The sequence below is a fragment of the Providencia sp. PROV182 genome, assembly GCF_028480325.1.
GTDB classification, from domain to species: domain Bacteria; phylum Pseudomonadota; class Gammaproteobacteria; order Enterobacterales; family Enterobacteriaceae; genus Providencia; species Providencia hangzhouensis.
Genome location: NZ_JAMPOL010000011.1, coordinates 220,083 through 244,583, shown reverse-complemented (window position 1 = coordinate 244,583; position 24,501 = coordinate 220,083). Strand labels below are relative to the sequence as shown.

At 42.9% G+C, this 24,501-nt stretch carries 24 protein-coding genes; 17 read left to right on the top strand and 7 right to left on the bottom strand.

What is annotated here, in order from left to right; genetic code table 11:
• Positions 1–45: 45 nt before the first annotated feature.
• Positions 46–657 (bottom strand): acyl carrier protein phosphodiesterase, encoded by a 612-nt coding sequence (locus tag PR834_RS10465; protein ID WP_272536634.1) that lies wholly within the window; start codon positions 655–657, stop codon positions 46–48.
• A 484-nt stretch (positions 658–1,141) separates the two neighbouring features.
• Here PR834_RS10465 and queA point away from each other — a divergent pair, with 484 nt between their 5' ends.
• The 11 genes from queA (at position 1,142) to pgpA (ending at position 11,326) form a co-directional block, all read left to right on the top strand.
• A complete protein-coding gene (gene queA, locus PR834_RS10460; RefSeq protein WP_164564598.1) occupies positions 1,142–2,212 on the top strand; it encodes a tRNA preQ1(34) S-adenosylmethionine ribosyltransferase-isomerase QueA in 1,071 nt (356 codons plus the stop codon).
• 91 nt (positions 2,213–2,303) lie between these two features.
• Positions 2,304–3,431 (top strand): tRNA guanosine(34) transglycosylase Tgt, encoded by a 1,128-nt coding sequence (tgt, locus tag PR834_RS10455; protein ID WP_004905543.1) that lies wholly within the window; start codon positions 2,304–2,306, stop codon positions 3,429–3,431.
• Between the two features lie 94 nt (positions 3,432–3,525).
• Positions 3,526–3,858: a preprotein translocase subunit YajC gene (gene yajC / locus PR834_RS10450; RefSeq protein ID WP_004905542.1), complete on the top strand. Its 333-nt coding sequence runs from the start codon at positions 3,526–3,528 to the stop codon at positions 3,856–3,858.
• Positions 3,859–3,884: 26 nt separating this feature from the next.
• On the top strand, positions 3,885–5,732 hold the full coding sequence (gene secD, locus PR834_RS10445) for a protein translocase subunit SecD (protein WP_071585895.1): 1,848 nt from the start codon (positions 3,885–3,887) through the stop codon (positions 5,730–5,732).
• A gap of 10 nt (positions 5,733–5,742) precedes the next feature.
• Positions 5,743–6,711, top strand: coding sequence for a protein translocase subunit SecF (secF, locus tag PR834_RS10440; RefSeq protein WP_004905538.1), 969 nt, complete (start codon positions 5,743–5,745; stop codon positions 6,709–6,711).
• 213 nt (positions 6,712–6,924) lie between these two features.
• Positions 6,925–7,374, top strand: a complete 450-nt coding sequence (gene nrdR / locus PR834_RS10435) for a transcriptional regulator NrdR (RefSeq protein WP_004914623.1) — start codon at positions 6,925–6,927, stop codon at positions 7,372–7,374.
• Between the two features lie 5 nt (positions 7,375–7,379).
• Entirely contained in the window at positions 7,380–8,495 is a 1,116-nt protein-coding gene (gene ribD / locus PR834_RS10430; protein WP_272536633.1) for a bifunctional diaminohydroxyphosphoribosylaminopyrimidine deaminase/5-amino-6-(5-phosphoribosylamino)uracil reductase RibD, read from the top strand.
• 90 nt (positions 8,496–8,585) lie between these two features.
• Positions 8,586–9,059 carry a 6,7-dimethyl-8-ribityllumazine synthase gene (ribH, locus tag PR834_RS10425; RefSeq protein ID WP_004905531.1) on the top strand — a complete coding sequence of 158 codons (474 nt, stop codon included), beginning with the start codon at positions 8,586–8,588 and terminating at the stop codon, positions 9,057–9,059.
• 103 nt (positions 9,060–9,162) lie between these two features.
• Complete coding sequence (gene nusB / locus PR834_RS10420) at positions 9,163–9,579, top strand: transcription antitermination factor NusB (protein ID WP_036958557.1); 417 nt, start codon at positions 9,163–9,165, stop codon at positions 9,577–9,579.
• Between the two features lie 243 nt (positions 9,580–9,822).
• Complete coding sequence (gene thiL, locus PR834_RS10415; protein WP_004905525.1) at positions 9,823–10,806, top strand: thiamine-phosphate kinase; 984 nt, start codon at positions 9,823–9,825, stop codon at positions 10,804–10,806.
• 1 nt (position 10,807) lies between these two features.
• Positions 10,808–11,326 carry a phosphatidylglycerophosphatase A gene (gene pgpA, locus PR834_RS10410; RefSeq protein ID WP_094961952.1) on the top strand — a complete coding sequence of 173 codons (519 nt, stop codon included), beginning with the start codon at positions 10,808–10,810 and terminating at the stop codon, positions 11,324–11,326.
• A gap of 306 nt (positions 11,327–11,632) precedes the next feature.
• Here pgpA and PR834_RS10405 read toward each other — a convergent pair whose 3' ends face one another.
• From PR834_RS10405 to fixA, 5 genes are all read right to left on the bottom strand, one after another.
• Positions 11,633–12,958, bottom strand: coding sequence for an MFS transporter (locus PR834_RS10405; RefSeq protein WP_004905520.1), 1,326 nt, complete (start codon positions 12,956–12,958; stop codon positions 11,633–11,635).
• Positions 12,959–13,035: 77 nt separating this feature from the next.
• Positions 13,036–13,323: a ferredoxin-like protein FixX gene (fixX, locus tag PR834_RS10400; protein WP_004905518.1), complete on the bottom strand. Its 288-nt coding sequence runs from the start codon at positions 13,321–13,323 to the stop codon at positions 13,036–13,038.
• Positions 13,320–14,606 (bottom strand): FAD-dependent oxidoreductase FixC, encoded by a 1,287-nt coding sequence (gene fixC, locus PR834_RS10395; protein ID WP_144140933.1) that lies wholly within the window; start codon positions 14,604–14,606, stop codon positions 13,320–13,322. The genes fixX and fixC overlap by 4 nt, the downstream gene beginning before the upstream one ends.
• Before the next feature lie 54 nt (positions 14,607–14,660).
• Positions 14,661–15,602 carry an FAD-binding protein gene (locus PR834_RS10390; RefSeq protein WP_004905511.1) on the bottom strand — a complete coding sequence of 314 codons (942 nt, stop codon included), beginning with the start codon at positions 15,600–15,602 and terminating at the stop codon, positions 14,661–14,663.
• A gap of 11 nt (positions 15,603–15,613) precedes the next feature.
• Positions 15,614–16,384: a putative electron transfer flavoprotein FixA gene (gene fixA, locus PR834_RS10385; RefSeq protein ID WP_196725273.1), complete on the bottom strand. Its 771-nt coding sequence runs from the start codon at positions 16,382–16,384 to the stop codon at positions 15,614–15,616.
• A gap of 533 nt (positions 16,385–16,917) precedes the next feature.
• On the opposite strand from fixA, the gene caiT reads away from it, so the two are divergent.
• From caiT to caiE, 6 genes are all read left to right on the top strand, one after another.
• A complete protein-coding gene (gene caiT / locus PR834_RS10380; protein ID WP_004905502.1) occupies positions 16,918–18,435 on the top strand; it encodes an L-carnitine/gamma-butyrobetaine antiporter in 1,518 nt (505 codons plus the stop codon).
• Positions 18,436–18,469: 34 nt separating this feature from the next.
• A complete protein-coding gene (gene caiA, locus PR834_RS10375) occupies positions 18,470–19,612 on the top strand; it encodes a crotonobetainyl-CoA dehydrogenase (RefSeq protein ID WP_004905499.1) in 1,143 nt (380 codons plus the stop codon).
• 63 nt (positions 19,613–19,675) lie between these two features.
• Positions 19,676–20,896, top strand: a complete 1,221-nt coding sequence (gene caiB, locus PR834_RS10370; RefSeq protein WP_094961956.1) for an L-carnitine CoA-transferase — start codon at positions 19,676–19,678, stop codon at positions 20,894–20,896.
• A 71-nt stretch (positions 20,897–20,967) separates the two neighbouring features.
• Entirely contained in the window at positions 20,968–22,527 is a 1,560-nt protein-coding gene (caiC, locus tag PR834_RS10365) for a crotonobetaine/carnitine-CoA ligase (protein ID WP_140172104.1), read from the top strand.
• Between the two features lie 88 nt (positions 22,528–22,615).
• A complete protein-coding gene (caiD, locus tag PR834_RS10360) occupies positions 22,616–23,401 on the top strand; it encodes a crotonobetainyl-CoA hydratase (RefSeq protein ID WP_094961958.1) in 786 nt (261 codons plus the stop codon).
• 22 nt (positions 23,402–23,423) lie between these two features.
• Positions 23,424–24,017: a carnitine operon protein CaiE gene (caiE, locus tag PR834_RS10355; RefSeq protein WP_004905486.1), complete on the top strand. Its 594-nt coding sequence runs from the start codon at positions 23,424–23,426 to the stop codon at positions 24,015–24,017.
• A 78-nt stretch (positions 24,018–24,095) separates the two neighbouring features.
• On the opposite strand, the gene caiF is transcribed toward caiE, so the two are convergent.
• Entirely contained in the window at positions 24,096–24,488 is a 393-nt protein-coding gene (caiF, locus tag PR834_RS10350) for a carnitine metabolism transcriptional regulator CaiF (RefSeq protein WP_004905481.1), read from the bottom strand.
• Positions 24,489–24,501: the final 13 nt, after the last annotated feature.

Here is a 24,501-nt window from a genome sequence, read left to right as displayed (position 1 = left end):
AATATCAATAAGATAGTTTTATTCCATTAAAGTGCAAGCTTTAATTTATTCCTTTGTGTTAATTGTGACATTTTGTACAAAAAAATGTTGCAGCGCATTAGCCATCATTTCTGGATAAAATTGAAAGAAAATATTTTCTAACGCATCATACTGTAATAAAAAGTCGTTAAATGAACCACTTAGCGCTCCAAGCTTGGGGCGCCTTCTCGCCATACCATTCAGTGATTTACCAATATAATTTTTATCCGCATAGCGTATCAGCCACTGCTGAGGCCAAAGGAATTCATTTAACTCCTGAAATTTTTCAGGAGTATAACAAAGTTGTGGCTCAATTATTGTTCGGCAGTCACGTACAAAGCCCGCTAGCGATATTGATGGCTCAATAGTCGACCAGTGCAGCGACAAAAAATGATCCCAGACTAAATCCAAGGTTATGGGCGCAACACGGCGATATTCATCACGAAACAACAACTTAGCTTCTTTGACTAAAGGGTGGGTATCCGTAATGCGGTCGACGGCTCGATGCATAAAGATACCAGAGACAACTTCAGATGAATAAAGGCCCGTAGGGTTTCCGCGGACGTAGTCAGCCATGATGTTGCCGAGCAAGGAGCTGTCAGCGAGGTGGGCCAGGTGGAGGTGCGCTAAATAATTCACTTTAAAATGTCCGTCGTCTTTCAAACCACAGGGGTGTTAGCTTCGTAAAGCCACCCGAATCACATACTCATGTATGCTCATCGGGATATCTTTACTTGCTGCCTACCTGTGATTCGAAATCCATAGGACATGCAGCGCAGCTTAGCTAGCTTTTTGATTGCTCAAACTATAGCAGTAATTATGTTGAATTCGAAACTCACAGGACATTACTTGGCAGAGGAATAAAGAATTCCTCTAATTCGAAATTCATGGGGTATCAGTACTGAGAGAAAAAAATAAAAAAGTCGAAATAAATTTGTCATGAAAGTTTATTGAAATTGAAATAATTCATTCTTTGAATGGACAAATAGTGTACAGAATTTTTTGCTAACAAAATATTTGTTAAATAATGGTGTTTTTCTGTACTATTTTACGCTTATTTCTTGCGCCAAAGTCAGCGCGGCACTAGACTAGTCGCCTGTTTTTTTAGATTGATGTCAATACAATGCGTGTTTCTGATTTTACTTTTGAATTACCTGAAGAACTGATTGCCCACTATCCGCAGGCTGAACGTAGTGCTTGTCGTTTATTAAGCCTCGATGGCGGTTCAGGGCAGCTCACGCATGGTGTTTTTACCGATATTCTAGAAAAATTGGAGCACGGTGACTTGCTAGTGTTCAATAACACTCGCGTGATCCCTGCACGGTTATTTGGGCGCAAAGTTAGCGGTGGTAAAATTGAAGTTCTGATTGAGCGTATGCTGGATGAACACCGCGTATTAGCCCATGTTAGGGCATCAAAAGCGCCAAAAGAAGGGGCTGAATTACTGTTAGGTGAAGATGAAAGCGTGAAGGCGACCATGGTCGCGCGTCATGGTGCATTGTTTGAACTGCGCTTTGATGATGAACGTGATGTATTAAGCATTCTAAACCAAATTGGTCATATGCCTCTGCCGCCTTATATTGATCGCCCTGATGAAGAGTCAGATAAAGAACTTTATCAAACCGTGTATAGTGAAAAACCAGGGGCTGTCGCAGCACCAACGGCAGGTTTACACTTTGATGAGCCGTTACTTGAAGCATTGCGCCAAAAAGGCGTAGAAATGGCGTTTGTGACATTGCATGTGGGAGCCGGTACCTTTCAACCAGTACGTGTTGATACTATCGAAGATCACATTATGCATTCTGAATATGCAGAAGTGCCACAAGAGGTCGTGGATTCCGTTTTAGCCTGTAAAGCTCGAGGTAATCGCGTTATCGCCGTTGGAACGACGTCTGTTCGGTCACTAGAAAGTGCCGCAAAAGCAAGCCAAGACGCTTTAATTGCTCCATTTTTTGATGATACCCAAATCTTTATTTACCCTGGGTATGAATATCAGGTGATAGATGCACTAATCACCAACTTCCACTTACCTGAATCTACATTAATTATGTTGGTTTCTGCGTTTGCTGGATATAAAAACACCATGAATGCATACGAAGAAGCCGTTAAACAAAAATACCGTTTCTTTAGTTATGGTGATGCGATGTTTATTACCCCCAATACAAACGCTCGATTTGAGAAAATTGGTGAGTAATCAGTTTTATAAGCGGTGGCATCGGCTGCTTGCTTAGCAAATTAATATTATCGATAGCAACAGACTGTTTTTCTGCTGCTAGGAGGCAAATGTGAAATATGAATTACAAACGACTGACGGCAATGCACGCCGTGGTCGCTTAGTATTTGAGCGCGGCGTGGTGGAAACCCCTGCATTTATGCCAGTAGGAACCTACGGTACAGTTAAGGGGATGACCCCTGAAGAAGTGAAAGAAACTGGCGCTCAAATCTTATTAGGGAATACTTTCCACCTGTGGTTACGTCCGGGTCAAGAAATTATGAAGTTACATGGTGACCTCCATGACTTTATGCAATGGCAAGGGCCAATTTTAACCGATTCAGGTGGCTTTCAGGTCTTTAGTCTTGGTGCGATGCGCAAAATTAAAGAAGAAGGTGTGCATTTTCGCAACCCTATCAACGGTGAAAAAGTTTTCCTAAGCCCTGAAAAATCGATGGAAATTCAGTATGACCTCGGCTCAGACATTGTCATGATTTTTGACGAGTGTACGCCCTATCCAGCAGATTGGGACTATGCAAAGACATCAATGGAAATGTCTTTGCGTTGGGCTGCACGTAGCCGCCAACGCTTTGATGAACTAAACAATAAAAATGCTTTATTCGGTATTATTCAAGGTAGTGTTTACGAAGATTTACGTGATATTTCAGTTAAGGGACTGGTGGAAATCGGCTTTGATGGGTACGCTGTAGGCGGCTTAGCCGTAGGCGAACCGAAAGAAGATATGCACCGAATTTTAGAACATGTCTGCCCGCAAATTCCAGCTGACAAACCTCGTTATTTAATGGGAGTTGGCAAACCTGAAGATTTAGTTGAAGGGGTTCGCCGTGGTATCGATATGTTCGATTGTGTGATGCCAACACGAAATGCACGAAATGGGCATTTATTTGTGACAAATGGCGTGGTAAAAATTCGTAATGCTAAGTATAAATCAGACACATCAACACTGGATGCTGATTGTGACTGCTATACTTGTCGTCATTATAGCCGTGCTTATCTGCATCACCTTGATAGATGTAATGAAATCCTTGGTGCAAGGCTCAATACCATCCATAATTTACGTTATTACCAGCGTTTGATGGCAGGTATTCGCCAAGCCATTGAAAATGGGAATTTTGAAGAGTTTGCTAAAGATTTTTACCAAAAGATTGGTAAACCCGAACCTTCATTAAATATCGAGTGAATTTAAGTGCGAAATGCCACTAATCTGTGTAGCATATCAAACTTAGCTTTTTTGTATGTAAAATTGCTTTCAATAAAACAATGAGGAAAGTTGAATGAGTTTTTTTATTTCTGAAGCAGCGGCGTCAGCAGGTGCACCAGCGCAAGGTAGTCCATACACCATGGTTATCATGCTTGTTGTTTTCGCGCTGATCTTCTATTTCATGATTTTGCGTCCACAGCAAAAACGTGCGAAAGAACACCGTAAATTGATGGAATCTATCACTAAAGGTGATGAAGTTTTAACAACTGGCGGTTTAATCGGGCGTGTAACTAAAGTGTCTGAAACCGGTTATGTGGTTCTTGAGTTGAGTGAGAACACAGAAGTAACCATCAAACGTGATTTCGTTGCTGCTGTTTTACCTAAAGGCACAATGAAAGCAATTTAATTCTGATTCTCCCGAAGGGAACTGCCGTGCTAAACCGTTATCCTTTGTGGAAGTATCTGATGTTGATCTTTGCGATCCTCATCGGTTTGCTTTATGCACTTCCAAACCTATATGGTGAGGATCCGGCTGTTCAGATCACTGGCGTGCGGGGAACCGCCGCCAATGAACAAACGCTGATCCAAGTCCAAAAATCGTTAAAAGACGATAAAATTGAGAGTAAATCTATCTCTCTAGAAAATGGGGCAATTTTAGCCCGATTCAACAACTCTGATGTTCAGTTACGTGCGCGTGAAGTGATCATGAATGCACTGGGTGACCAGTATGTTGTTGCATTAAACCTTGCACCTGCAACGCCTAAGTGGCTCGAAGCGATCGGTGGTGAACCGATGAAGCTTGGTCTTGATCTGCGTGGTGGGGTTCACTTCCTGATGGAAGTTGATATGGACACTGCATTAGGTAAATTGCAGGAACAAAACATGGATGGTTTGCGTAATGACCTGCGTCAAGAAGGCATTGCGTACTCTTCTATTCGTAAAGGCAATGATTACAGCGTGGAAGTTCGTTTCCGTAACGCGGACGATCGTAGCCAAGCTGAAAAAGCATTGTCTCGTAAATACCCAGACTTAGTCTTTAGTGATGGCAGCGATAACACCATGATTGCTGTTATGACCGACGAGCGTTTACGTGAAGCACGTAACTATGCAGTTTCTCAGAACATTACTATTATTCGCAACCGTGTAAACCAATTAGGTGTTGCGGAGCCACTCGTTCAACGCCAAGGTGCTGACCGAATTGTGGTTGAATTACCCGGTATCCAAGATACTGCTCGCGCAAAAGAAATTTTAGGTGCGACTGCGACATTAGAATTCCGTTTGGTGAATACTTCAGTCGATTCTTCCGCAGCAGAAAGTGGCCGTGTACCAGGTGATTCAGAAGTTAAATATGACCGTGAAGGCATGCCTTACGTTTTATATAAGCGTGTGATCTTAACGGGTGACCATATTACGGACTCAACCTCTGAAGCGGATGAAAATGGCCAACCACAAGTGAGTATCAGTCTTGATAGTGCTGGTGGTTCTATCATGTCTGACTTTACACGTGATAACCAAGACAAGCTGATGGCAACGCTGTTTGTTGAATACAAAGACAGTGGCAAAAAAGATGCAACTGGCCGTTCAATTTTGGTGAAAGATGAAAAGGTCATCAATGCGGCACGTATTTCTGCGCGTTTTGGTAGCAAATTCCGTATTACGGGTATTACTAACGGTACTGAAGCTCGCCAGCTTTCATTACTGTTACGTGCTGGTGCGTTGATTGCGCCAATCCAAATTGTTGAAGAACGTACCATTGGTCCAACACTGGGTATGCAAAATATCGAGCAAGGGCTGAAAGCATGTATCGCAGGCCTGTTAGCTTCTATCCTGTTTATGATTATTTATTATCGTAAATTTGGTCTGATTGCGAGTAGTGCGCTGTTAGCAAACTTGGTGTTAATTGTTGGTGTGATGTCCTTATTACCGGGGGCAACACTGACCATGCCAGGTATTGCGGGGATTGTATTAACCCTTGCAGTTGCAGTCGATGCTAACGTTCTTATTAACGAACGGATTAAAGAAGAGCTCAAGAACGGTCGATCTGTTCAGCAAGCGATTCATGAAGGGTATAAAGGCGCCTTCTCAAGTATTACAGACGCAAACTTAACGACACTTATCACTGCGATTATTCTATATGCAGTGGGTACTGGGTCTATTAAAGGCTTTGCGATTACGACAGCGATTGGTGTCGCAACCTCTATGTTTACAGCTATCGTCGGTACACGTGCTATCGTGAACCTGCTTTACGGCGGTAAACGTATTAACAAGCTGTCAATTTAAGGAGCACGTTGTGGCACAGGATTATACTGTTGAACAATTGAACTATGGTCGTAAAGTTTATGACTTTATGCGCTGGGACAACGTTGCCTTTAGCATTTCTATCGTATTACTGATTGCTTCTTTTGTGATTATCGGCGTCAAGGGTTTTAACTGGGGCTTAGATTTCACAGGTGGTACGGTAATTGAAATCAACTTAAGTCAGCCAGCTGATTTGGATAAAATTCGTGATAGCTTGTCTAACTCGAACCATAAAGATCCACTAATCCAAAACTTTGGTAGCAGCCGCGACATCATGATCCGTATCCCTCCTATTGAAGGCACCGCGGGTCAAGAAGTCGGCAAAGAAATTATCACGATTATCAACCAAAGTGTGGATGATAAAGCAACCGTAAAACGCATTGAATTCGTGGGGCCAAGTGTTGGGGCTGAATTGGCGCAAACAGGGGCTTTGGCTCTGTTAACTGCGTTGATTTGTATCCTAATCTATGTTGGGTTCCGTTTTGAATGGCGCTTGGCTGCGGGTGCCGTGCTATCTCTTGCGCATGACGTGGTGATTACTTTAGGTATTCTGTCTTTGTTCCATATTGAGATAGATATGACTATCGTGGCGTCATTGATGTCGGTTATCGGTTACTCGCTGAACGACAGTATCGTTGTATCAGACCGTATCCGTGAAAACTTCCGTAAAATTCGTCGTGGGACACCGTACGAAATCATGAACGTCTCTTTGACGCAAACATTGAGCCGTACCATTATGACATCAGCAACTACATTATTAGTGGTTCTGATGCTATACCTGTTCGGTGGCGCAATGTTGGAAGGCTTCTCATTGGTTATGTTAATCGGTGTAACTATCGGTACTATCTCATCTATTTACGTGGCTTCTGCATTAGCACTGAAGATGGGTATGAAGCGTGAACACTTGATGCAAGCGAAAGTCGAAAAAGAAGGCGCAGACCAAGAGTCATTACTGCCTTAGTTCTTAAAATAGTTCGTGTGTGAGTAAGCAGCAAGTGAACGACATCCCTAGGCACCATAGTAAACTATGTGACTAGGGTATCGGAGTGCAGCTAATACTCTCACAACGCGAGATATGAAGAGCAACGAGAACACCCTAGGAGGCATCTTCTAGGGTGTTTTTTCTCGCATAGTAGGGTAAACTATCTCCCCCTAAATAGATTCAGGAAACGCTATGCACTGCCCATTCTGCTCAGCTGTAGATACGAAAGTTATTGACTCGCGTCTGGTCGGTGAAGGGTCCCAAGTCCGTAGACGCCGCCAATGCTTACTGTGCCATGAACGCTTCACAACCTTTGAAGTGGCTGAACTTGTCATGCCTAGAGTCATTAAAAGCGACGATATTCGTGAGCCTTTTGATGAAGAAAAGCTTAATCGTGGTATGCAAAAGGCATTAGAAAAACGGCCTGTAAGTTCTGATGATATTGAACAAGCTATTATTTCTATTAAATCCCAGCTTAGGGCTACCGGGGAACGTGAAGTCCCGTCGAAATTAATTGGCAGTTTGGTTATGGATGAGCTGAAAAAGCTCGATAAAGTTGCCTATATCCGTTTTGCTTCTGTTTACCGCAGCTTTGAAGATGTGCGTGAATTTGGCGAAGAAATCGCTAAATTACAGGATTAACGCCAATGATTGAACAAGACAACATGTATATGGCTCGTGCTTTTGAGTTGGCACGAAAAGGGCGTTTTACCACATCACCTAATCCAAATGTCGGGTGTGTGATTGTGCGTGATGGTACTATTGTCGGTGAAGGGTATCATCAAAAAGCGGGGGAACCCCACGCAGAAGTCCATGCACTAAGGATGGCAGGAGATAAAGCGCAAGGGGCAACGGCTTATGTCACCCTTGAGCCTTGCAGTCATCACGGTCGTACCCCACCTTGTGCAGAGGCGCTGATCAAAGCGGGTGTAAGCCGCGTTGTTGCTGCCATGCAAGACCCAAACCCTCAAGTTGCGGGCCGTGGCCTGTATATGTTGTCGCAAGCAGGGATTGAAACGCACAGTAATGTTTTACTAGATGATGCTGAAGCGGCAAACCGCGGCTTTTTAAAACGTATGCGTACCGGGTTTCCTTATATCCAGTTGAAACTTGCCGCTTCACTCGATGGCAAAACCGCCCTTGAATCAGGGGAAAGTAAATGGATTACCAGCTCGGCAGCTCGCAAAGATGTACAAGCTCTTCGAGCCGAGGCTAGCGCTATCTTAAGTACGAGCAGCACGGTTGTTGCTGATGACCCTTCTTTAACGGTACGTTGGAACGAGCTCCCATCAGACATCCAACAAGTTTATCCAGAAAACCAAGTGCGCCAGCCCATTCGTATTGTGTTGGATAACCACAATCGTGTGACTTCTGGCCATAAAGTCACTCAATTAGATGGTGAATGCTGGTTAGTGCGTTCAAACCCAGATGAAAATGCAGTATGGCAAGGGCAAGTTGAGCAACTCGCTGTTCCTGCAGATGAAAACGGCACCGATCTCGTCATTTTGATGATGCAATTGGCTAAACGTAATGTGAATAGCATTTGGGTTGAAGCAGGGGCAAAACTTGCAGGCTCATTGCTTAAGTTAGGTTTAGTGGATGAGCTGATTGTCTATATTGCGCCTAAATTATTAGGAAATAGCGCTCGAGGTCTGGTGGACTTCCCACCGCTTAATGCCCTTATTGATGCGCCAAAATTTGAATTTACAGAAGTGAAGCAAGTCGGGACAGACCTACGCGTCAGGCTTCGTCCCGTATGGTAAGTGGTTTTTTTGAAAATCATACGTACGATACACGAAAGAATGTGATAAAATCCGCGCCCCGCGGGTTATAATTAATATTAGAGGAAGGCTATGAACGTAATTAAAGGTGTTGTTGCTGCTCCACAAGCGCGTGTTGCTATCGCTATCGCTCGTTTTAACAACTTTATTAATGATAGTCTGCTGGAAGGTGCTGTTGATGCGTTAGAGCGCATTGGTCAGGTTTCAAATGACAACATCACAATTGTGTGGGTTCCAGGCGCTTATGAGCTACCGTTGACCACAAAAGCATTAGTTGAAACTAATAAATATGATGCAGTAATTGCATTAGGTACCGTTATTCGTGGTGGTACAGCTCACTTTGAATATGTTGCAGGTGAATGTAGTTCCGGCCTATCTCATGTCGCGATGAACAGTGAAGTGCCAGTGACTTTTGGTGTGTTAACCACTGAAAATATCGAACAAGCCATTGAACGTGCGGGTACTAAAGCAGGTAATAAAGGTGCTGAAGCTGCACTGACAGCACTTGAAATGATTAATGTAATTAAGGCCATCAAAGGCAAATAATACACAATTAGCTCTTTGTTGCCGTTTTTTCGCCACAATGGTGTAGATAACGCAATGCAACAAGTGTTTTTTGTGTACAGTTTTTAAATTTAAGGGGAATCTTGTGAAACCTGCTGCTCGTCGCCGCGCTCGTGAGTGTGCTGTACAGGCCATTTATTCATGGCAATTATCTGGCAATCCAATTGCTGAAGTGGAATATGAGTTTATTGCTGAACAGGACATGTCAGACGTTGACGTAAACTATTTTCGTGAACTGTTATCAGGTGTTGCGACCAATGCGACAAAACTTGATCAACTGATGGCGCCTTATTTATCTCGTCAGCTAGAAGAGTTAGGGCAGGTAGAAAAAGCGATTTTACGTGTCTCCATGTTTGAATTAAGTTTCCGTGAAGACGTACCTTATAAAGTTGCAATCAATGAAGGTATTGAATTAGCGAAAGTTTTTGGCGCAGAAGATAGCCATAAATTTGTTAACGGTGTATTAGACAAAGCGGCACCTGCAGTTCGTCGTAAAAAATAATAATATCAGGGTTCCCTCCTGTAGCACTACGGTAATAAATAGGTAGGCTGGGTTCCAGTCTACCTTTGTGTTTATATGCTCGCGATATTTCAATGACAGGTGAGCGAAGGATAATTGTAGCCAATTAGATACGCTGTTTAGGTTAGCAATTGTGTGCTATTTACCTATTATTGAATTATTAGGGTGTAAATTATTTGCTTCGTCTCAAACGAAAATAGATATAGCGAAAACGGAAAATCTACCATGTCATATGGCGAATTTGACCTCATCGCGCGTTATTTTAACCGTCAAACCACTAACCGACGTGATGTTAATATCGGTATTGGCGATGATTGTGCGTTGATGACCATTCCAGAAAAACAGCAACTTGCAGTAAGTACTGACACTCTCGTTTCTGGTATCCATTTCCTACCTACCATTTCACCGGCTGATCTTGCTTATAAATCATTAGCATCTAATTTAAGTGACCTTGCAGCGATGGGCGCAGACCCTGCATGGGTTTCCTTAGCCATTACATTGCCTTGTGTTGATTGCGATTGGTTGCAATCTTTCAGTGATAGCTTGTTTGAACAGCTTAATTATTATGGAATGCAATTGATTGGTGGTGACACAACTCGTGGGCCAATGAGTTTAACGTATACGGTTCATGGTTTAGTACCAAATGGTAAGGCGATGTCTCGCGCAGGAGCGCGTAATGGCGATTGGATTTATGTCACTGGTACTCTCGGTGATAGCGCGGCAGGCTTAGCTATTTTGCAAGACAAACTGAATGTTGAAAATGTAGAGCATCAAGAATGGCTAATTGCGCGCCATTTACGTCCGCAGCCACGGATTTTACAAGGCCAAGCGCTGAGAAACCTGGCTTCTTCTGCAATTGATATTTCGGATGGTTTAGTTTCCGATCTTAACCATATCTTGAAAGCGAGTGGTTGTGGTGCACGGATTAATTTAGATGCATTGCCTCAATCAGAAGCGTTGAAACAAAGTTGTAGTATTGAGCAAGGGCGTTTATGGTCTTTGAGTGGTGGTGAAGATTACGAACTCTGTTTTACTGTTCCTGAAATTAATCGTGGAGCGTTAGAGATGGCATTAGCGCATACGGGGTCAGGCTTTACGTGTATCGGGCAAATTAAGCCGCAGTCTGAAGGAATTAGCTACTTTTGCAATAACCAAGAAGTTGATGTAAACCTAAAAGGTTTCGATCATTTTGTTTCGGAAGGTGCATAGAATGGCAAGTCGCCAAGAAAAAGCGGAAGCAAAAAAACGGCTAACTATGCGTAATCCTTGGCACTTATTGGCTACGGGGTTTGGTAGTGGCCTTTCTCCTATTGTGCCTGGCACAATGGGCTCTCTTGCTGCGATACCTTTCTGGTTATTAATGGCAAACATGCCAATTTGGAGTGTGTGGGTACTCATTATCGTGGGTTTTTGGATTGGTTGCCTAATTTGCCAACGCACTTCCGACGATATGAAAATTCATGACCATGGCAGTATTGTTTGGGATGAATTTATTGGGATGTGGATTACGCTAATGGCGATCCCAGTTGTTGATTATGAGTGGGTCATTACCGCCTTCTTTATTTTCCGCATTTACGACATGTGGAAGCCATGGCCAATACGGTTTTTTGACCGAAAAGTCAGCGGCGGTTTTGGTATTATGATTGACGATATCATTGCGGCGATTTTTGCTTATGTCACTATTTGGTTGTTGGTTTGGTATGACATTATGCCATTCTCAACCAACTAAATACGCGTCATATTTTGCGTTGTGGCGTTGTTGGCTGCGTTCGGTTACCCGAATCACATACTTGTGTATGCTCATCGGGATAACCTCGATTGCCGCCTAGCCACAACCCAAACTATTTAGCGTATAAATACGCGTCATATTTCAAATTGTAGGGGTGTTGGCTTCGCTTATTCGCTCTAGTCACATACTTGTGTATGCTCCTAGGGTCTTATTCGCTTGCCGCCTACCTACAATCTGAACTATTTAGCGTATAAATACGTGTATATTTGATGTGATTGCATATCGTGGTGACTTCTTTTACTTCTTTTACTTCTTTTTGCGCCGAATACCCATCACGGAGGTTTGTGCTAGGGTTAATCCTTTGGTTTCTGGCGCAAATAGGATCGAAACAATTAGCCCGAGCAAAGAAACACCTGCCCCCATTAACACCACCGAACTGACCCCATATTTAGTGATAAACAGCGGTAATGCCCACGTTGAAAAAATGGTTCCAATACGGCTGATGGACATAATTACCCCAACGGCAGAGGCACGAATATCTGTTGGAAACAGTTCATTAGGGTAGAGCCATTGTAAAATACCCGGCCCGCCGGAGAAGAAAGCGTAAATGCCAAACATAATAATCACAAGGCAAATACCGAGGTTTGAGAATAGCCCAAGTATGGCAAGTGCAAGGGTCATAATCGCAAAGCTACCAATCAATAGTGGTCGCCGGCCCATTTTATTTAACCAATACATCGCGGGTAAACAGCCTAACATAAAGAATAAGCTAATAACCACGTTACCCAGTGCGGCATTTTTCCCCTGATCCCAGCCCAATTGCCCAACAATTTGTGGGCCAAAGGTGTAAATTGCAAACATCGGGATCACTTGGCAGGTCCAAATAATGGCAGTGAATAGAACAAAAGAAAAATGGCGCTTAGTGAATAATTGGATGAAATGTGTTTTTTGTTGTTCTTCGGCTTCGAATACCACAGGCTGACCAAACAGCTTTTCCATCATTTTTTCGCATTCTTTAACGCGCCCTTTGCGGATCAGCCAAAGAGGTGATTCAGGTAAATCAAAACGACCAATCAAAATGATAATACAAGGGATCACTGAGCTACCAAGCATCCAGCGCCAGCCATCTTCCACGTCATACAACATATAACCGACGAGATTGGCACAGGTTGCACCCACATACCACATTGCCGCAATAAACCCGACAGCAAATGCGCGCTGTTTAGTATTGGAAAACTCAGTGATCATTGACGTTGCAATTGGGTAGTCCGCACCTATTACTATCCCGATTAAGAACCGCATGATAAGCAGCTCCATCGGTGTTGAGACAAACATGGTCGCCACTGAAATAGCACCAATGGCAACAATATCAATTAAAAACATTTTACGACGACCGACTTGGTCGCAAATATAGCCGAATAGAGAAGTACCGATGAATAGGCCCGCTAATGTTGCAGCGCCTAATAAGCCAATCCATTCACTACTTAAGCTTAATACGGGTGTGAGTTGTTCTAAGGCAACGCCGATCAGGACTAATACATAACCATCCAGAAAAGGCCCTCCACTGCCCCAAAGCATAATCCGCCGATGAACGGAGGAAAATTGGATATCATCAAAACTTTTTGGTTTCATTATGCATCCCAGTGTCAGCGTAAATAAACGCTTGAAAACTCTCGAAGTTATTAGCTCCGAGAGTTATGCTAAATAAATCAGCCGTAACGAAATTCAATACCGAAAGTGCCGCGTGGGTATTCCCATTTTTCTAATGCACTACCTAAGCCAAGAATGCGGCAGGTTCCACATTCAAGACAACCGGCATAATCGAAACGTACTGAGCCGTCCTCTTGTTTTTTATATAATCCCGCTGGGCAAGCTTTAGTTAATGTTTCGAGCACATTCATATCTGGATGCTCTTTTATCACAATATGCGGGTTTTCTTCATCGACATTAAATTTATTAATGCCGAGTTTGACATCAACGTTGACTGGATTACTCATATTGCTCTGACTCCTTTAATTCCATCTTTGAGCAAATTCATAAAGCCCACTTTCTTCGCGTGTTGTAACATGGTCTTACGTAAAGGCACAGGCGCTTCATCTGAGATAGTGAAGAGTTTTTTGGCAATACCAACTGCCATTTCTGGGTAAGCAGAAAACATGCGAGGGTTATCCAAAAACTCAGGCATTTTTTGGTACATTTTCATGTCCCGCAGTGGGCCTTCGTTGAGCAGTGTGAGGTATTGATTTAAATTTTGTTTGCTGAAATCGTCGGTTTTCATTGCGCTAAGTACGGCTTTTGCTGCCGCTTCACCGGAGGCAACAGCTAAGTCCATACCACGAATAGTAAAACCTAAATTCATACACATACCAGCCGCATCACCAGCAATTAATACCCCATCACGTACTAATTCTGACTGCATTTTTAAACCTGCTTCAGGAACAACGTGAGCGGCATATTCGACCATTTTTCCGCCTTCAATCAACGGTGCAACGGCGGGGTGCTGTTTAAAGTCTTCAAGCATTTGCGGAACAGATTTCTTAGCGTCTTTGATGTGGTGTAAGCCACAGACTAAACCTAAAGAAATAGTATCTTCATTGGTATAAAGGAAGCCTCCGCCCATCAAGCCATCGGTCGGTGAGCCTGCAAATAGCCAAGCAACGCCCTCGTTCTCATTTAAATTAAAGCGGTTGCACAACACATCTTTTGGTAGTTCAATTAATTCTTTAACCCCAACGGCAACATGTTCTGCATTGACGCGTTTTGTCATACCAAGTTGTTCTGCCAATAGTGAATTGACACCATCTGCTAAAATGACCACTTTAGCTTCAAGTACATCACCATCAGCCTCCACACCGACGACCTTGCCATCGCGTTCAACTAACTTATCAACTCGAATACCTGTAATACACTGCGCACCGGCATTTTCGGCTTGTTCAACCAGCCATGGGTCCAGTTTTCCCCTAAGTACAGACCAAGAGGTTTCATCTGGGTTTTGTGCTGCAGCATTTTGAAAATCAACAGTGACAGCACCGGTTTCGGTCATAAATGACAATTTTTCGCGTGTGATCATGCGCTCAATAGGCGCTTCTTGGGTAAAGCCAGGAATAATTCGTTCTAAGCTATGGGCATACATTCGCCCACCTGTTACGTTTTTACCGCCCGCGTAGTTTCCTCTTTCGATTAGGAGAACTTGCGCACCTTCACGGGCAAGCACCAATGCAGCCACAGAGCCGGCTAGGCCTGCACCTACAATGATTGCATCAAAAATATCATCGGACATAGTTTCTCCAAAGGTCACTAAAACAGTGAGGAAAATGCCTCACTGTTATTGAGTTTATTTCGCCAGTTGTTGCGTTAAAGCAGGTAAGATTTTGAACAGATCGCCTACTATCCCGTAGTCAGCAAATTGGAAAATAGGGGCATTTTTATCTTTGTTGATAGCGACGATAGTTTGTGCGCCATTCGCACCGACCATATGTTGAATTTGCCCTGAAATGCCGACAGCGAGGTAAAGCTCTGGTTTGAGCATTAAGTTGGAAATACCCACATAGCGCTCATGTTCCATCCATTTTTCATTTTCTGCGACTGGGCGGGAACAAGCGATTTCAGCACCTATTGTGTCGGCAAGCGTTTTAGCAATAGCGATGTTTTCTTGACTACCAATACCCCGTCCTACACTGACAACTAAGCGTGCTTTATCTAATTCAACTGAGCTACCTGCTTTTTTCTGAATCGAGGTACGTACAATAGATTGTTTTGGTTCGACCCATTGTGTAGCTTGAGCCGTGCCGTTACGTGATGCATCACTTGGGGCTGCTTCAAATGTACCAGAGGTAAGTGTTGCAATTGAAAATGCGCTATCTAGAGTCTCTTGACCGAAGGCGAGACCACCGTAAACCATATGTTTAATTGCAGGTTTTCCAGATTCGATTGTAACTGCTGTTGCATCGTTAGAGACGACTGCTTGTAGTCTAGCCCCTAAGCGTGCTGCTAGTAATTTACCTCTACGGGTATTCGGTAACAGTAATAAACCTTTATCACCATGCTGTTTGATGGTTGAAACGATAGTGTCTGCATAATCTTCAATAATACGGTCGTCGGGTTTACCTGCTAATTGAAAAACTTGGGTCGCACCAAGTTGAAAAGCTTGTGAGCTTTGCGCTTCATCTAGGGCGAAAACATTGACTTGCTCACCAAGGGTGAGAGCACCGCCGATAAGTTCAGGCAAACGGGAAGTCATGTCACTAAATACCCAAACGGTTGATAATTTACTCATAACTCCTCCGATTAAATGATTTTTCTTAAATGTTCTGCAAATTGCGCAATTTGATCATCTCCATCACCTTCAATAATGATCCGCTGGCGAACTTTCTGTTTTGGTGCGGCGATAGATTGAGACGATAATGCGGCAACGTTATCTAAGCCAATATCTGCCATCGTCCAAGCTTGGACGGGTTTTTTAGCAGCACCTAAGATGGCTTTCATGGATGGAATAACGGGAACGTTAATATCGGAGGTAACAGCGATAATGGCTGGTAATGGAAGGGATAACGTTTCAATTTCGTCTTCCAGTTCACGCTCTACAATCACCGTATCGGCTGTGATAGAAACAATGTTTTTCACACCATTAATGGCAGGAACTTGCAGGGTTTCACCTAATAAAATACTCACTTGTTGTGCATTGAGATCTGCGGAACCATCACCGCAAATAATTAAATCAAAGCCCACTTTCTGTGCCGCGGCACCAAGGGTAATCGCAGTTTGATGGGGCAGTGCATGCTCAAGTTGGTCATCAATAACAACAACCAGCTCATCTGGGCCACGTGATAGCACATCTTTACGCGCTTTCATATTAGTTAGTGCTTTACCACCAATACTTAACGCAATTACTTTGCTGTCTACTTGCTGCGCTTTTATTTGATTGGCAGTTTCAATTGCATTTAAATCATATTGACTGATTTTGGTATCGGCACGTGAAAAATCTAAAGAACCATCTGAGCTATTTACAATAATATCTTGTTCATCAGGAACAGATTTATAGCATGTAATAATATTCATTACATCTCCTAAAATAATATTAATAAATATGATCCGTTTCGGTTTCGGATTATATAATTATCATGATCTGGATATTTAAAAATAAAACCTAAGTCACCAATATTGAAAACCTTAAATTAAAGGGAGTTTAATTACTCATACTGATACCCTACTCACCAATATTATAAAAATCACCTAGTTATCAATGAAATGTTCAATATTGCTACCTGAATCACCAATACTGAAGGTATTTAATAACATTAACGTTACACAATATTTTATCTCTATGTATTTATTGGTATTTAGAGTTATTTTAAATAGAAAAAACAATAACAATTATTTATCACGAATAATATTGTGACCTTAATAACAGAATTGTTAATGGGGACTAGACATGATTTAGATAGAATTTGAATTAATACTTAATTAGGTTTCTCGGGATTTAATAATAAATATAAGTTTTAAATAAATGTAAGTATGAGGTTATGTATTAGGTATTGAGAATAATATCTATTTTAAAACTTATGTATTAAATAATAAATTGGGATCGAACTATGAGCAAAGAAAATAAAAAAGGTGGGATAGAACCGAAGGTTTTTTTTCCACCGTTGATCATTGTTGGACTATTGTGTTGGTTAACTGTCCGTGACCTTGATGCTTCAAATGAAGTTATCAACCAAGTTTTCAGCTATGTCACCAATGTGTGGGGCTGGGCATTTGAGTGGTATATGGTCGTGATGTTTGGTGGCTGGTTTTGGTTAATTTTAGGACCATACGCTAAAAAACGTCTAGGGGAAGAGAAGCCTGAATTTAGCCGAGCAAGCTGGATTTTTATGATGTTCGCATCTTGTACTTCAGCTGCCGTGCTGTTTTGGGGGTCGATTGAAATCTATTATTACGTTTCTGCACCGCCTTTTGGCTTTGAACCTTATTCAAATGAGGCTAAAAATATTGGGCTTGCATACAGCCTGTTTCACTGGGGACCACTCCCATGGGCGACCTATAGCTTCTTATCTGTCGCATTCGGTTATTTCTTCTTTGTTCGCAAAATGGATGTTATTCGTCCAAGTAGTACGCTAGTTCCTCTGGTAGGGGAAAAACGGGTAAACGGGTGGTTTGGTACGCTTGTTGATAACTTCTATCTCGTTGCGTTGATATTAGCAATGGGAACTAGTCTAGGATTAGCAACACCGTTAGTTACTGAATGTATTCAATATTTATTTGGTATTCCTCATACCTTACAACTTGATGCCATCATCATTTTCTGTTGGATCATACTAAATGCAATTTGTGTGGCTTTCGGCCTGCAAAAAGGGGTGAAAATTGCGAGTGACGTCCGTAGCTACCTGAGTTTCTTGATGTTGGGATGGGTATTTATTGTTGGTGGCGCTAGCTTCATTGTGAACTATTTCACTGATTCTATCGGTGTCCTAATGATGTATATGCCTCGCATGCTGTTTTATACCGATGCGGTAGGTAAAAGTGGCTTCCCACAAGGCTGGACAGTGTTTTACTGGGCATGGTGGGTTATCTATGCCATTCAAATGTGTATCTTCCTCGCGCGTATTTCTAAAGGCCGTACCGTCCGTGAGTTGTGTATCGGGATGGTGGCAGGCTTGACGGCGGGAACAACGTTAATTTGGACTATTTTAGGGAGTAACACACTCCAACTTGTTGACCAAAATATTATTAATGTTCCCAAACTAATTGAAGAATTCGGCGTTGCGCGCGCCATCATTGAAACATGGGCTGCCTTACCTTTGAGCACTGTAACAATTTGGGGCTTCTTCATCCTCTGCTTTATCGCCACTGTGACACTCATTAATGCCTGTTCCTACACCCTCGCTATGTCGACTTGTCGCGCAGTGAAAGATGGTGATGAGCCGCCATTGTTAGTGCGCATCGGTTGGTCTGTCTTAGTCGGTGTTATCGGCATTGTTTTGCTGGCGTTAGGCGGATTAAAACCCATTCAAACAGCGATAATTGCCGGAGGATGCCCACTTTTTTTCGTCAACATCATGGTAACGCTCTCCTTTATTAAAGATGCCAAAGTGCATTGGAAAAATGACTAATTTACTCAGAAACAACATTTAAGAGGTTATTGATATGGATTTTAGATTGAATGATGAGCAGGAGCTGTTTGTCGCAGGGATCCGTGAACTGATGGCCAGTGAAAACTGGGAAAGCTATTTCGCTGAATGTGACCGCGACAGTAAGTATCCTGAACGCTTTGTAAAAGCGTTAGCGGATATGGAAATCGATAACCTGCTGATCCCAGAAGAACATGGCGGCTTAGATGCAGGGTTTATCACCGTTGCTGCGGTATGGATGGAGCTGGGTCGCCTGGGGGCACCAACCTATGTGCTGTACCAACTACCGGGCGGTTTTAATACAGTGCTAAGAGAAGGAACTCAAGAGCAGATTGATAAAATCATGGCGTTCCGCGGTACGGGTAAACAAATGTGGAACTCGGCGATCACTGAACCGGGGGCGGGCTCTGACGTAGGTAGCCTACAAACTACTTACCAACGCCGTAATGGCAAAGTGTATTTGAATGGTAGCAAATGTTTTATCACCAGTAGTGCTTACACCCCATACATTGTGGTGATGAGCCGTGATGCGGATTCACCAGACAAACCTGTTTTCACCGAATGGTTCTTAGATATGAGCAAACCAGGTATCAAGGTGAACAAACTTGAAAAACTGGGTTTACGCATGGATAGCTGTTGTGAAATCACTTTTGATAATGTCGAACTTGATGAAAAGGACATGTTTGGCCGCGAAGGTAATGGTTTTAACCGTGTAAAAGAAGAGTTCGACCATGAACGTTTCTTAGTGGCCTTAACTAACTATGGCACTGCGATGTGCGCGTTCGAAGATGCGGCTCGTTATGCTAACCAGCGTGTTCAATTTGGTGAAGCCATTGGCCGTTTTCAGTTAATTCAAGAAAAATTTGCACATATGGCGATCAAGCTCAATTCAATGCGCAACATGTTATATGAAACTGCATGGAAGAGTGACAATGGATTGATCACCTCTGGAGATGCAGCAATGTGTAAATACTTCTGTGCAAATGCGGCATTTGAAGTCGTGGACTCTGCGATGCAAGTACTCGGTGGTGTAGGAATTGCAGGTGAGCACCGGATCGCCCGTTTCTGGCGTGATCTGCGTGTGGATCGCGTATCAGGCGGTTCAGATGAAATGCAAATACTGACATTAGGCCGTAGCGTACTAAAACAATACCGCTAATAACTGAACGTAATGGGATGGCTTTCACGAGAGGGCCAACCCTGCTTCACAGGAGATAACAACATGGCAGAGCATCTACCTATGCCAGAATTTGGCCCTCTAGCTGGGGTTAGAGTGGTATTTTCAGGAATTGAAATTGCTGGCCCATTCGCGGGGCAAATGTTTGCAGAATGGGGTGCTGAAGTGATCTGGATAGAAAATGTCGCTTGGGCAGACACTATTCGCGTTCAACCCAACTACCCTCAGCTGTCACGACGTAATTTACGTGCATTATCATTGAATATTTTCAAGGATGAAGGGCGTGACGCATTTTTAAAACTGATGGAAACCACGGATATATTCATTGAAGCGAGTAAAGGCCCCGCATTTGCTCGCCGTGGTATCACGGATGAAGTACTTTGGGAACATAACCCTAAACTGGTCATTGCACACTTATCCGGTTTCGGGCAGTACGGTGACCCGCAATATACCAACCTCGCAGCTTATAACACTATTGCTCAAGCTTTCAGTGGCTATCTGATTCAAAACGGTGATAAAGACCAGCCAATGCCTGCTTTCCCGTATACCGCAGATTATTTTTCTGGCATGACTGCCACAACGGCGGCACTGGCGGCACTGTATAAAGCACGTGAAACCGGAAAAGGTGAAAGCATTGACGTTGCCATGTATGAAGTGATGTTGCGTATGGGGCAATACTTCATGATGGACTACTTTAATGGCGGCGAAATCTGTCCACGTATGACAAAAGGAAAAGACCCCTATTACGCAGGTTGTGGTCTCTATAGCTGTAAAGATGGTTATATCGTGATGGAAATTGTCGGCATCACGCAAATTCAGGAAATTTTCAAAGATATTGGGTTAGCGCATCTGTTAGGTACACCAGAAATACCGGAAGGCACACAGCTAATTCACCGTGTGGAATGCCCTTATGGGCCTTTAGTGGAAGAAAAACTCGATGAATGGCTAGGTTCACGTTCGATTGATGAAGTGTTAGCAAGACTCGCGGAATTGAATATTGCTAGCGCCAAAGTCCTTACGATTCCTGAGCTAGAAACCAATCCTCAATACATTGCGCGCGAATCTATTACCAGTTGGCAAACAATGGAAGGAAAAACCTGCCGTGGTCCTAATGTCATGCCTAAATTCAAAAATAACCCCGGACAAATCTGGCGAGGCATGCCATCACACGGTATGGACACGACAGATATCTTAAAAAATATTGGATACAGCGAAACTGATATTCGGGGGTTAGTCGATAAAGGGCTAGCCAAAATAGTTGATTAATTGAATGGGTACTCAGGGCAATGATGACTATTGCGCTGAGTATTCATCAGGGAAATGATGGGTAACAATTAATGGATGTAATCGGTAAACAAAATTTGCGTCAAATGTGGGATGACTTAGCAGTCACCCACGGTAACAGTCAGGCGCTTATCTTTGAATCCTGCGATGGAAAGGTTAGCAAGTTCAGCTATTTAGAAATGAACCAGCAAATTAATCGCACCGCCAATCTCTTTTTAGCTTATGGCATTCAAAAAGGCGATAAAGTGGCTTTACATTTAGATAATTGCCCTGAATTTTTCTTTTGCTGGTTTGGCTTGGCTAAAATTGGGGCGATTATGGTCCCAATTAATGCGCGTTATAAATACAGTGAAAGTGCCTGGATCATGCAGAACTGCCAACCCAAAATGGTGGTAACTTGCTCCTCTTTCTTAGATATTTATCAACAAGTATTCGCTGATGAAGCGACCAGCTTAGAACATATTTTTTTGATTACAGAAACGCAAATTGAACCCGTAGAGCATATTTCTGACTTTTGGCTTGAGCAGTCACAACAACATACGCAGTTGACTCAGGTGGTTGAATTGCATGTCGAGGATACGGCCGAAATTTTATTTACTTCTGGTACCACCTCGAAACCTAAAGGGGTGATTATTACTCACTATAACCTCCGCTTTGCGGGTTATTACTCTTCTTGGCAAAACAGCTTGCGCTCCGATGATATTTATTTAACGGTCATGCCTGCTTTTCATATTGATTGCCAATGTACGGCTTCTATGGCTGCATTTTCTGCCGGTGCTACGTTTGTTTTATTAGAGAAATACAGCGCACGCCGTTTTTGGCAACAAGTGGTGAAATACAAAGCGACTGTCGTCGAACTTATCCCAATGATGATCCGCACATTATTAAGCCAGCCGCTGGCGGATAACGAAAAAGATCATTGTTTACGAGAAGCCATGTTTTACCTCAATTTAAGTGAAGAAGAACGCGACCAGTTTATGGCCCGTTTTGGGGTGAAGCGGTTTTTAACTTCGTATGGAATGACGGAGACGATAGTTGGTTTGATTGGTGATAGGCCTGGCGATATGCGTCGTTGGCCATCCATTGGCCGCCCTGGTTTTTGTTATCAAGCTCAAATTCGGGATAGAAATAACCAACCTGTCGGAACAGGGGTTATTGGTGAGCTTTGTGTAAAAGGTGAACGTGGTAAAACCCTCTTTAAAGAGTATTACAACAGCCCTGAAGCGACAGCAAAAACCTTTGACGAAGCGGGATGGATGCATACGGGTGACTTTGCTTACCAAGACAAAGACGGCTTTTTCTATTTTGTCGATAGAAGCAGCAATATGATCAAACGCGGTGGAGAAAATGTCTCTTGCAGTGAAATCGAAAATATTATCGCCTCACATCCTGCCATAGTCGATGTTGCGGTGATTGGTATTGTGGATGATATCCGAGATGAAGCGATTAAAGCCTTTATTGTGCTTGAAGAAGGGGAAACCTTAACTCAGGAAGAATTTTTTGCTTTTTGTGAAAAACAAATGGCGAAATTTAAGGTGCCAACGTGTGTTGAGGTACGTAAAGATTTACCGCGTAACTGTTCTGGAAAAGTATTGAAAAAATATCTGCAATAATCGACAAACTTGATTAATTTTGCATACATTTTCGGGCTGCACATGTGCAACCTGAAGCGTCACTGCACGACGAAGAAAGGATTATATTATGAGCGAATCATTAAAAATCACTCGAAATGGCGCTATTTTAGAAATCATACTCGATAGACCTAAAGCAAATGCAATAGATGCAAAAACTAGTTTCAAAATGGGAGAAGTTTTCCTTAATTTTCGCGATGACCCTTCGCTACGTGTCGCCATTATTACCGGGGCAGGAGAGAGATTTTTCTCTGCGGGTTGGGATTTAAAATCTGCGGCGGAAGGTGAAGCACCTGATGCTGATTTTGGTCCAGGAGGCTTTGCCGGTTTGACTGAAATTTTTAATTTAAACAAACCTGTTATTGCTGCGGTGAATGGATATGCGTTTGGCGGTGGTTTTGAACTGGCTTTAGCGGCAGATATGATTATTTGTTCTGAAAATGCCAGTTTCGCATTACCTGAAGCCCAACTCGGGATTGTTCCGGATAGCGGTGGTGTTTTACGTTTACCTAAAATTTTACCTGCGCCAATCGTGAATGAAATGGTGATGACCGGCAGACGAATGGATGCGCAGGAAGCATTACGTTGGGGAATTGCTAACGATGTGGTTCCTATTGAGAGCCTGATGGATAAAGCCCGTGAACTTGCAGAACAAATCACCCAAAGTGCGCCACTTGCTGTCGCTGCACTGAAAGAAATTTTCCGCGCTACAGGTGAACTTACTGTTGAAGAGGGGTATAAACTTATGCGTAGCGGCGTGCTGAAAAACTACCCTGCGGTTTTACACTCAGAAGATGCAACAGAAGGCCCGCTGGCGTTTTCCGAAAAACGTTCACCGAGTTGGAAAGGGCGCTAGTACGCTAGCAGTGAGGTGAATCTTGAGTTTTTACGCTTTTGAAGGGGTGATCCCAGTTGTTCATCCCACCGCATATGTACATCCATCAGCGGTAGTGATTGGTGATGTGATTATCGGTGAAGGAGTGTTTGTCGGGCCTAACGCCTCTTTGCGTGGGGACTATGGTCGTTTGATCATAGAAAAAGGTGCGAATATTCAGGACTGTTGCATTATGCATGGCTATAGTGATGTTGAAACGATTGTCCATGAGTGCGGACACATAGGTCACGGTGCTATTTTGCACGGATGTATTATTGGTCGTGATGCTTTAGTCGGTATGAATAGTGTGATCATGGACGGTGCTGTCATCGGCGAACAAAGCATTGTTGCTGCGATGAGTTTTGTTAAAGCTGGGTTTCAAGGAGAATACCGTCAGATGTTAGTCGGAAGTCCAGCCCGTTTTTTACGCTTAGTGACTGATGAAGAACTGCATTGGAAGCAGTTAAATACTAAGGAATATCAAGACTTAGCGTGCCGGTATCAGCAACACTTACAGGAAACCCAGCCACTAATAGAGCTTGAAGCTAATCGACCCCAATTATTTGGTACAACGGATGTAAAACCTAAGGGGCAATGATTCACAAAAAGGCCGTAAAATAAAAAACGCAGATAGTGAAGTCTGCGTTTTTTATTGATGTGAAGCTAAGAAATAGGTTTAACGACGTTGTGCTTTTGATAGCATCCATTGCCATTTTTGCTCTCGATTTAATTCACTTGGTGGCATAGAGGCTGCTTTTATAGGAGAATCGATAGTGACTTTTTCAGCTTGATGACTTCTTAAACGTGCATAAAGCTGGTTATCAATTTTCTTAACTTTAATAAGCCGCTGGCATTGGCAGCCTCGTCCCGATAATTTATTTGGGATCATTTTTACTTCACACTGAATTTCAGCAACATCAGATAAAATATAAGAAACAATATTGACTGCATTAGGATGCGGGATATCAAAGTTGTTAGATATCTCTCTTGCTGTAGTCCAGCGCCCTTGTTTCATTACCCAGTTTGCAATAGATAAATACAAGGGTTCATTAATATATTGTCCACACATAAGCGCTCCCAAA